Origin of the sequence: Kitasatospora misakiensis, from assembly GCF_042656005.1 — a bacterium.
Classification (GTDB): Bacteria; Actinomycetota; Actinomycetes; order Streptomycetales; family Streptomycetaceae; genus Kitasatospora; species Kitasatospora misakiensis.
In genome coordinates this window covers 81,930-91,972 of sequence record NZ_JBHSOF010000037.1, presented here as the reverse complement: position 1 = coordinate 91,972, position 10,043 = coordinate 81,930, and the positions used below count along the sequence as shown (strand labels likewise).

Sequence of the window (10,043 nt, the reverse complement as noted above, 5' to 3'; positions counted from 1 at the left end):
TCTTCCCCCAAGGGACTTTCACCCTCAAGCAATCGCCCATGCTGGGCGCACAACGCGAAGGGCCCCGGTCGACTCGACCGGGGCCCTTCCGCACGTCACCGTCACTTCACCGTCACTTCACGAACGGGTCCACCGCGATCACCACGAACAGCAGCGTCAGATAGGTGATCGACCAGTGGAACAGCCGCATCTCCTTCAGCTTGGCGCCGACCACCCCGGCCTTGGCCCGCGCGTACAGCGCGTGGGCCTCCTTCAGCCAGGCCGCGCCGAGCACGACCGCCGCCGCCGGGTACAGCCAGCTGGTGTCGGCCAGCGGCCAGAGCAGCAGCGAGACCGCCACCATCACCCAGGAGTACGCGACGATCTGCTTGGCCACCGCCAGGTTGCCCTTGATCACCGGCAGCATCGGCACCCCGGCCCGGGCGTAGTCCTCGCGGACCTTCATCGACAGCGGCCAGTAGTGCGGCGGCGTCCAGAAGAAGATCACCAGGAACAGCACCAGCGCCGACCAGGACACCGTGTTGGTGACGGCCGCCCAGCCGACGAAGACCGGCATGCAGCCCGCGATGCCGCCCCAGACGATGTTCTGCGCGGTACGCCGCTTGAGCCCGAGGGTGTAGACGAACACGTAGAACAGCAGCGCGCCGAGCGCCAGCGCCGAGGACAGCCAGTTGACCAGGACGCCCAGCCAGACCGTCGACAGGACGCCGAGCGCGACGCCGAACACCAGCGCCTCGCGCGGCGACACCATGCCGGTGACGATCGGCCGGCGCTCGGTGCGGGACATCACCGCGTCGATGTCGCGGTCGATGTACATGTTGAGGGCGTTGGCGCCGCCCGCCGAGAGGTACCCGCCGAGGACCACCTTCAGCACCAGCAGAAGGTTCGGCACACCGCGCTCCGCCAGGAACATCACCGGCACGGTGGTGATCAGCAGCAGCTCGATGATCCGCGGTTTGGTCAGTGCGACGAAGGCGCCGACACGGGCCCCGAACGGCCGGTGCTGCGCAGGCGTCGCCCCGGTGACCCCGGCGGGACGGGATTCGACGGCGGTCACTAACACCCCAACTGAAGATGAATCCTCACAGGCGGCCACCGGAACGCTGTTCCCGAATCGTCCGCTCTGCGCGTACCACGCCACCTTAGACGCTCCATATCTCCCCACCGGCCCCGGGGTGCCCCGGCGAGGCGGAACGCACACCCCCGGGTGAACCCCACCGCCCCGACCAGGAACGTTGCCCGCGAACGACCGTCCGGGGCCCGCCCGGAGCGGTAGTCCCCCGTCCCGCGCCCCGGGGAGGCGAACCGGACGGATCCGGGCGAGGGTGGACAAAGGAACCCGACCCGCCGTCGCGCGGTCGCCCACGAAATGTCCGGGGAATGACCGTCAACATGCCTGAGTTGTCCCACCACGGAGGGTGAGCCCCGGGCCGGACGGTAGGCTCGCCCACAGAAGCGGGATCTACCCTCCGTGACCGGCACCACCCAGCGTCCGGCCCCACCGACGTGGCCGACCCGGTCCCTCACGGGGTCACTCTTCACAATGGAAGGAGCCCTGAGACAGGGTGAGCACGACGCCGAATGCATTCGAGTGGTCGGACCTCGACGAGCGGACCGTGGACACGGCCCGCGTACTGGCCATGGACGCGGTCCAGAAGGTCGGCAACGGACACCCGGGGACGGCGATGTCGCTGGCCCCCGCGGCCTACCTGATCTTCCAGCGCTTCCTGCGCCACGACCCGAGCGACCCCGCCTGGGTCGGCCGTGACCGGTTCGTCCTCTCCCCCGGGCACACCAGCCTGACGCTCTACACGCAGCTCTACCTCTCCGGCTACGGCCTGGAGCTCGACGACCTCAAGGCCTTCCGGGTCGCCGGCAGCCGTACCCCCGGCCACCCCGAGCACGGCCACACCGCCGGTGTCGAGACCACCACCGGTCCGCTCGGCCAGGGCATCGCCAACGCCGTGGGCATGGCGATGGCCGCCCGGTTCGAGCGCGGCCTGTTCGACCCGGACGCCGCGGCCGGCGAGTCGCCGTTCGACCACACCGTCTGGGCCATCGTCTCCGACGGCGACCTGGAGGAGGGCATCTCCGCCGAGGCCTCCTCGCTCGCCGGCCACCAGAAGCTCGGCAACCTGGTCGCGCTCTACGACGACAACCACATCTCGATCGAGGGCGACACCGAGACCGCCTTCTCCGAGGACGTCCTCAAGCGCTACGAGGCCTACGGCTGGCACGTCCAGCGCGTCACGCCGAAGGCCAACGGCGACATCGACGTCACCGCGCTCGCCGAGGCCCTGGCCGCGGCGAAGGCCGAGACCTCCCGCCCGTCGATGATCGCTATGCGCACGATCATCGCCTGGCCGGCCCCGGACGCCCAGAACACCGCCAAGGCCCACGGCTCGGCGCTCGGCGCCGCCGAGATCGCCGCCACCAAGAAGGTCCTCGGCTTCGACCCGGAGAAGACCTTCGAGGTCAGCGACCAGGTCATCGAGCACGCCCGCCTGGTCGTCAAGCGCGGCAAGGCCGACCGTGCCGAGTGGGAGCAGTCCTACGAGGCCTGGCGCACCGCCGACCCGCACCGCGCCGCCGAGTTCGACCGCATCTCGGCCGGCGAGCTGCCCGAGGGCTGGAAGAAGGCCGTCCCGGTCTTCGAGGCCGGCAAGGACGTCGCCACCCGCAAGGCCAGCGGCGAGGCCCTCAAGGCCCTCGGCGCGGTGATCCCGGAGCTGTGGGGCGGCTCGGCCGACCTCGCCGAGTCCAACCTCACCACCATCGACGAGGAGAGCTCCTTCCTCCCCGAGGGCAACCCGCTGAAGTCGGCCAGCCCGTACGGCCGGACCATCCACTTCGGCATCCGCGAGCACGCCATGGGCTCCGCCATGAACGGCATCGCGCTGCACGGCCGGACCCGCGTCTTCGGCGGCACCTTCCTGGTCTTCGCCGACTACATGCGCCCGGCCGTCCGCCTGGCCGCCCTGATGAAGCTGCCGGTCACCTACGTGTGGACGCACGACTCCATCGGCCTCGGCGAGGACGGCCCGACCCACCAGCCGGTCGAGCACCTGGCCTCGCTGCGCGCCATCCCGGGCCTGGCCATGGTCCGCCCGGCCGACGCCAACGAGACCGCCGTCGCCTGGCGCACCGTGCTGGAGCGCCAGACCACCCACCCGGGCCCGGTCGGCCTGGCGCTCACCCGCCAGAACGTCCCCACCTTCGACCGCACGGTGTACGGCTCCGCCGAGGGCACCGCGAAGGGCGGCTACATCCTGGCCGAGGCCTCCACCGGCACCCCGCAGGTGATCCTGCTCGGCACCGGCTCCGAGGTCCAGCTGGCCGTCAAGGCCCGCGAGGTCCTGGAGGCCGAGGGCATCGCCACCCGCGTCGTCTCGGTCCCGTCCTTCGAGTGGTTCCAGGAGCAGGACCAGGCCTACCGCGACAGCGTGCTGCCGCCGTCGGTCAAGGCCCGCGTCTCGGTCGAGGCCGGCATCGCCCAGGGCTGGCGCGAGCTGGTCGGCGACCACGGCCGGATCGTCTCGCTGGAGCACTTCGGCGCCTCCGCCGACTACCAGGTGCTCTTCGAGGAGTTCGGCATCACCGCCGAGCGCGTCGTCGCCGAGGCCCACAACGCCCTGCGTTCGCTCGAGGCCGTCAACCGCTGACACCCCCCGGGCCGGGGCGCCGACCGCACACCGGCGCCCCGGCCCGGCCCCACACCCCACACCCCGCAGCAGAAGTAGTAAGGACTGAAGCACCATGACCGACGCACTGAAGCGCCTCAGCGACGAAGGCGTGGCGATCTGGCTGGACGACCTCAGCCGCAAGCGGCTGAACAGCGGCAACCTCGCCGAGCTGGTGCAGCACAAGCACGTGGTCGGCGTGACCACGAACCCCACCATCTTCCAGAAGGCCATCGGCGGCGGCGACAGCTCGTACGACGGCCAGCTCCGCGACCTCGCCGTCCGCAAGGTCACCACGGACGAGGCCGTCCGCATGATCACCACCTCGGACGTGCGGGACGCCGCCGACGTGCTGCGCCCGGTCTACGACGCGTCCAACGGCCGCGACGGCCGGGTCTCCATCGAGGTCGACCCGCGTCTGGCCCACGAGACCGCCGCGACCGTGGCCGAGGCCAAGCAGCTGTGGTGGCTGGTCGACCGCCCGAACGTGTTCATCAAGATCCCCGCCACCAAGGCCGGCCTGCCCGCGATCGCCGAGGTGATCGGCAAGGGGATCAGCGTCAACGTCACGCTGATCTTCTCGCTGGAGCGCTACAAGGCCGTCATGGACGCCTACCTGACCGGTCTGGAGGCCGCCAAGGCCAAGGGCCTGGACCTCTCGCAGATCGAGTCGGTCGCCTCCTTCTTCGTGTCCCGCGTGGACACCGAGATCGACAAGCGCCTGGAGAAGATCGGCGGCGAGGCCAAGGACCTCCGGTCCAAGGCCGCCCTCGCCAACGCCCGCCTGGCCTACCAGGCGTACGAGGAGGTCTTCGGCAGCGTCGACGGCAAGACCGCGGGCGGCGCCCGCTGGCGCGCCCTGGAGGCCGCCGGCGCCAAGCCGCAGCGCCCGCTCTGGGCCTCCACCGGCGTCAAGGACCCGGCCCTGCCGGACACCCTGTACGTCACCGAGCTGGTCGCCCCCGGCACCGTGAACACGATGCCCGAGGCCACCCTGGACGCCACCGACGACCACGGCGTGGTCACCGGCGGCACCATCGTCCCCAACTACGCCGACGCCAAGGCCGTGATGGACGCCATCGCCGCCGCGGGCGTGGACTACGACGACGTGGTCCAGGTGCTGGAGGACGAGGGCGTCGAGAAGTTCGAGCAGTCCTGGAACGAGCTGCTCGACACCGTCACCGCCTCGCTGGCCTCCTTCGCCGACGAGAAGTGACCCCTGCGACCGGCGCACGAAAGCGGAGCCCATCACGTGAGCACTGATTTCCCCGAGTTGACCCCGGTGTCGGACATGGACGACCTCCCGCCGGCACCCGTCAACCCGCTTCGTGACCCGTCCGACCGGCGGCTCCCGCGCATCGCGGGGCCGTCCGGCCTGGTCATCTTCGGGGTCACCGGCGACCTGTCCCGCAAGAAGCTCATGCCGGCCATCTACGACCTGGCCAACCGCGGCCTGCTGCCGCCGGGCTTCTCGCTCATCGGCTTCGCCCGCCGCGAGTGGAAGGACGAGGACTTCGCGCAGGAGGTCCACGACGCGGTCAAGGAGCACGCCCGCACCCCCTTCCGCGAGGAGGTCTGGCAGCAGCTCGCCAAGGGCATGCGCTTCGTCCACGGCACCTTCGACGACGACGAGGCCTTCGACAAGCTCCGCGAGACCATCGTGGAGCTCGACAAGGCGCAGGGCACCGGCGGCAACTTCGCCTTCTACCTGTCCGTCCCGCCGAAGTTCTTCCCGACCGTCGTCCAGCAGCTCAAGAAGCACGGCCTGGCCGACCCGCCGAAGGGCTCCTGGCGCCGCGCCGTCATCGAGAAGCCGTTCGGCCACGACCTGGAGTCCGCCCAGGAGCTGAACCGGATCGTCCACGAGGTCTTCCCCCGGGACGAGGTCTTCCGGATCGACCACTACCTGGGCAAGGAGACCGTCCAGAACATCCTGGCGCTCCGCTTCGCCAACCAGATGTTCGAGCCGATCTGGAACCGGTCCTACGTCGACCACGTCCAGATCACCATGGCCGAGGACATCGGGATCGGCGGCCGGGCCGGCTACTACGACGGCATCGGCTCGGCGCGCGACGTCATCCAGAACCACCTGCTCCAGCTGATGGCGCTCACCGCCATCGAGGAGCCGGCGTCCTTCCACCCGAAGGCGCTGGTGGCCGAGAAGCTCAAGGTGCTGAGCGCCGTCAAGCTCCCGGCCGACCTGGGCACCCACACCGTGCGCGCCCAGTACACGGCCGGCTGGCAGGGCGGCGAGGAGGTCGGCGGCTACCTCGACGAGGACGGCATCAACCCGGACTCCAAGACCGACACCTACGCGGCGATCAAGCTGGAGATCAACAACCGCCGCTGGGCGGGCGTGCCGTTCTACCTGCGCACCGGCAAGCGGCTGGGCCGCCGGGTCACCGAGATCGCGGTGGTCTTCCAGCGCGCCCCGTACCTGCCGTTCGACTCCTACGCGACCGAGGAGCTGGGGCAGAACGCCCTGGTGATCCGGGTGCAGCCGGACGAGGGCGTCACCGTGCGGTTCGGCTCCAAGGTGCCGGGCACCTCCTTCGAGGTGCGGGACGTCACGATGGACTTCGCCTACGGCGAGTCCTTCACCGAGTCCTCCCCGGAGGCGTACGAGCGGCTCATCCTCGACGTGCTGCTCGGCGACGCCAACCTCTTCCCGCGTCACCAGGAGGTCGAGCTCTCCTGGCAGATCCTCGACCCGATCGAGCGGTACTGGGACACCCACGGCAAGCCCGCGGAGTACGCGGCCGGCACCTGGGGCCCGGCCGAGGCGGACGAGATGCTCGCACAAGACGGCAGGAGCTGGCGCCGGCCATGAAGATCGACCTCACGGACACCACGTCCAGCAAGATCAACGCAGCGCTCATGGAGGCACGCCGGGCCAGTGGCTCGACGGCCGCCGGCATGGTGCTCACCCTGGTGATCGTGACCGACGAGGGCAGCGCGTACGACGCCCTCAAGGCCGCCAACGACGCCTCCCGCGAGCACCCCTCGCGCACCCTGGCGGTCATCAAGCGCGCCGGGCGCTCGCCCCGGGCCCGCGCCGAGACCCGCCTGGACGCCGAGATCCTGGTCGGCTCCGACGCCGGCTCCGGAGAAACGGTCATCCTGCGGATGCACGGCGAACTCGCCGCGCACGCCCAGTCGGTCGTCCTGCCGCTGCTGCTGCCGGACGCCCCGGTGGTGGTCTGGTGGCCGGACAACGCGCCGTCGCACCCGGCGCAGGACCCGCTGGGCTCGCTCGCCCAGCGCCGGATCACCGACGCGGTCACCGCCGAGTCGCCGGTCGGGCAGCTCGCCCAGCGGGCCCAGAGCTACACCCCGGGCGACACCGACCTGGCCTGGACGCGGATCACCGGCTGGCGCTCGATGCTGGCCGCCGCGCTGGACCAGCGGCCGTCGGTGATCACCTCCGCGGCGGTCTCGGGCGAGTCGTACAACCCCAGCGTCGAGCTGCTCGGCCTGTGGCTGCACACCCGCCTGCACGTGCCCGTCGAGCGGGTCGTCACCAACGGCCCGGGCATCACCGCGGTGCACCTGCGCACCGCGGACGGGGACATCACCCTGGACCGCCCGGACGGCCTGATGGGCACCCTCTCGATGCCCGGCTCGCCGGACCGCCAGGTGGCGCTCAAGCGGCGCGAGACCGCCGAGCTGATCGCCGAGGAGCTGCGCCGGCTCGACCCGGACGACATCTACGCGGCGGCCGTGCGCACCCCGGTGGAGCGGCTCAAGGAGCCGGCCACCGCCGAGGTGGCGGCGGCGGAAGCCGTGGCTGTGGCCGTGGCCGAGGAGGCGGAGGCCACCCCGGCGGCGGCCGGCAGCGGTCGGAAGACCGCCGCCAAGCGCGTCAAGAAGGCCGACGCGTGACCGCGGCCACCCCGCAACTGGTCGTCCACCGGGACAAGGAGCTGATGGCCCAGGCGGCCGCGGCCCGGCTGATCACCCGGATCGTGGACGCCCAGGCCGCCCGCGGCACCGCCTCGGTGGTGCTCACCGGCGGACGCAACGGCAACGCCCTGCTGGCCGCGATCGCCGCCTCCCCGGCGCGCGACGCGGTCGACTGGGCGCGGCTGGACCTCTGGTGGGGTGACGAGCGGTTCCTGCCCTCCGAGGACCCGGAGCGCAACGTCGTCCAGGCCCGCGCCGAGCTGCTGGACGCCGTCCCGCTCGACCCGGCGCGGGTGCACGCGATGCCCGCCTCGGACGGCGTCGACGGCTCGGACGTGGACGCCGCGGCGGCCCGCTACGCGGCGGAGCTGGCCGAGGCGGCCGGGGCCCCGCGGTCCTCCGGCGCGTCCCGGATCGGGGTGCCGGCCTTCGACGTGCTGCTGCTCGGCGTCGGCCCGGACACCCATGTCGCCTCGCTCTTCCCGGAGCACCCGGGCGTGCGGGAGACCGAGCTGACGGTGATCGGTGTGCGCGGCGCGCCGAAGCCGCCGCCGACCCGGATCTCGCTCACCCTCCCGGCGATCCGGGCGGCCCGCGAGGTCTGGCTGCTGGCGGCCGGCGAGGACAAGGCGGACGCGGTCGCGCTGGCCCTGTCCGGCCCCGGGGAGCTCCAGGCGCCGGCCTCCGGCGCGCACGGCACCGGCCGCACCCTGTGGCTGCTGGACCGCTCCGCCGCGGACCGGCTGCCGCCCCAGCTCTACCCCCCGGCCTCGGCCTGAGTCCCGGGGACACCGCGGCAACACGAAGGGGCGCCACCGTTCTCGAACGGTGGCGCCCCTTCTGCTCGCTGCACTCAGATCTCGCCGCGGAGCTTGGCCAGCGCCTCGGCGAGGATCGCCTCGCCGTCGGCGTCGGTGCGCCGCTCGCGGACGTAGGCGAGGTGGGTCTTGTACGGCTCGTTGCGCGACGGCGCGGGCGGGTTGTGCTCGTCCTGCCCGGCCGGGAAGCCGCAGCGCGGGCAGTCCCAGGTGTCCGGGATGACCGCCTCGGCCGCGAAGCTCGGCCGGGTCTCGTGCTTGTTGGCACACCAGAAGGAGATCCGGTTGCGGGGGGCGGATTCGCCGCGCTCCGCCTCACCCATCGGGCCGGCTCCGACCCTGCTGCCACGGATGGCGTTGCCACTTGCCACGGTCTGACTCCCTGCGTGCTGGTGCGCCGACGCGCCGCGATGCGCGTCGGTGGCGAAAGTCGTCCTAGTGTAAGCAGGAGTTAAGGTTGCGCCACCACCGGCTCCGCCCCGGACCCATCCAGGATAGGCCGCGGGGCGACGGGGCGTCAGAGGTATGTCAGCTCTTGTACTTCAGGACCATGCTGAGCACGATCACGCAGGCGAACCAGCCCAGGCCGACCACGATCGTGATGCGGTCCAGGTTGCGCTCGGCGACCGCCGAGCCGCCGCCGGTGGACATCGCTCCGCCACCGAACATGTCCGACAGGCCGCCGCCCTTCCCCTTGTGCAGGAGCACCAGGAGGATCATCAGCAGGCTGAAGACGATCAGGCCAATCGAGAACCCGAGAACCACGGCGGGACCAACTCTCTCGTAATCTTCGGCGAAGGGGCCGGACCACGCCAGGTGGTCCGGCCCCAAAGCCTACGTTGCTGCGGCGGCGTTAGCCTACTGCCTGCTCACGGTACCGCACGATCTTGACGAACTCCTCGGCGTCCAGCGAGGCACCGCCGATCAGGCCGCCGTCGACGTCCGGCTTGGCCATCAGGCCGGCCGCGCTCGACGACTTCACCGAACCGCCGTACAGCACGCGGACCTTGCCGGCCAGCGTCGCGTCGTAGAGCTCGGCGATCCGCGCGCGGATCGCGGCGCAGACCTCCTGGGCGTCCTCGGGGGTCGCGACCTCGCCGGTGCCGATCGCCCAGACCGGCTCGTAGGCGACCACGACGGACTCGGCCTGGGCGGCCGGGACGTCCTTCAGGGCGCCGTCGAGCTGGGCCAGCGTGTACTCGACGTGGGTGCCGGCCTTGCGGACGTCCAGCGGCTCGCCGATGCACAGGATCGGGGTGATCCCGCTGCGGTAGGCGGCCTTGACCTTGGCGTTGACGATCTCCTCGTCCTCGCCGTGGTACTGGCGGCGCTCCGAGTGGCCGATCACCGCGTAGGCGCACTTCAGCTTGGCCAGCATCGGGCCGGAGACCTCGCCGGTGTAGGCACCGGAGTCGTACTGCGAGATGTCCTGCGAGCCGTACTTGATCTTCAGCTTGTCGCCGTCGACCAGGGTCTGCACCGAGCGGAGGTCGGTGAACGGCACGAGGACGGCCACCTCGACCGACTCGTAGTCCTTGTCGGCCAGCGCGAAGGCCAGCTTCTGGGTGTGCTGGATGGCCTCGAGGTGGTTGAGGTTCATCTTCCAGTTGCCCGCCATCAGCGGGAGACGCTCAGTCATGCG

The 10,043-nt window shown here is 71.3% G+C and carries 9 protein-coding genes; 5 read left to right on the top strand and 4 right to left on the bottom strand.

Translation table 11 applies throughout. The features are described from left to right. Positions 1-112: 112 nt before the first annotated feature. Positions 113-1,057 (bottom strand): heme o synthase, encoded by a 945-nt coding sequence (locus ACFP3U_RS25235; protein ID WP_380227933.1) that lies wholly within the window; start codon positions 1,055-1,057, stop codon positions 113-115. A 508-nt stretch (positions 1,058-1,565) separates the two neighbouring features. On the opposite strand from ACFP3U_RS25235, the gene tkt reads away from it, so the two are divergent. The 5 genes from tkt (at position 1,566) to pgl (ending at position 8,362) form a co-directional block, all read left to right on the top strand. Beyond that, complete coding sequence (gene tkt / locus ACFP3U_RS25230; protein WP_380227932.1) at positions 1,566-3,662, top strand: transketolase; 2,097 nt, start codon at positions 1,566-1,568, stop codon at positions 3,660-3,662. A gap of 94 nt (positions 3,663-3,756) precedes the next feature. Next, on the top strand, positions 3,757-4,896 hold the full coding sequence (tal, locus tag ACFP3U_RS25225) for a transaldolase (RefSeq protein WP_380227931.1): 1,140 nt from the start codon (positions 3,757-3,759) through the stop codon (positions 4,894-4,896). A 75-nt stretch (positions 4,897-4,971) separates the two neighbouring features. Beyond that, positions 4,972-6,510, top strand: a complete 1,539-nt coding sequence (zwf, locus tag ACFP3U_RS25220) for a glucose-6-phosphate dehydrogenase (RefSeq protein WP_380227940.1) — start codon at positions 4,972-4,974, stop codon at positions 6,508-6,510. Continuing rightward, positions 6,507-7,562, top strand: a complete 1,056-nt coding sequence (opcA, locus tag ACFP3U_RS25215; RefSeq protein ID WP_380227930.1) for a glucose-6-phosphate dehydrogenase assembly protein OpcA — start codon at positions 6,507-6,509, stop codon at positions 7,560-7,562. The genes zwf and opcA overlap by 4 nt, the downstream gene beginning before the upstream one ends. Then, positions 7,559-8,362: a 6-phosphogluconolactonase gene (gene pgl / locus ACFP3U_RS25210; RefSeq protein ID WP_380227929.1), complete on the top strand. Its 804-nt coding sequence runs from the start codon at positions 7,559-7,561 to the stop codon at positions 8,360-8,362. Before opcA ends, pgl begins: the two co-directional genes overlap by 4 nt. A 74-nt stretch (positions 8,363-8,436) precedes the next feature. On the opposite strand, the gene ACFP3U_RS25205 is transcribed toward pgl, so the two are convergent. From ACFP3U_RS25205 to tpiA, 3 genes are all read right to left on the bottom strand, one after another. Continuing rightward, positions 8,437-8,724: an RNA polymerase-binding protein RbpA gene (locus ACFP3U_RS25205; RefSeq protein WP_030308030.1), complete on the bottom strand. Its 288-nt coding sequence runs from the start codon at positions 8,722-8,724 to the stop codon at positions 8,437-8,439. A 205-nt stretch (positions 8,725-8,929) separates the two neighbouring features. Further along, positions 8,930-9,166, bottom strand: coding sequence for a preprotein translocase subunit SecG (secG, locus tag ACFP3U_RS25200; protein WP_380227928.1), 237 nt, complete (start codon positions 9,164-9,166; stop codon positions 8,930-8,932). 88 nt (positions 9,167-9,254) lie between these two features. After that, on the bottom strand, positions 9,255-10,040 hold the full coding sequence (tpiA, locus tag ACFP3U_RS25195) for a triose-phosphate isomerase (protein WP_380227927.1): 786 nt from the start codon (positions 10,038-10,040) through the stop codon (positions 9,255-9,257). Between the last annotated feature and the right edge of the window lie 3 nt (positions 10,041-10,043).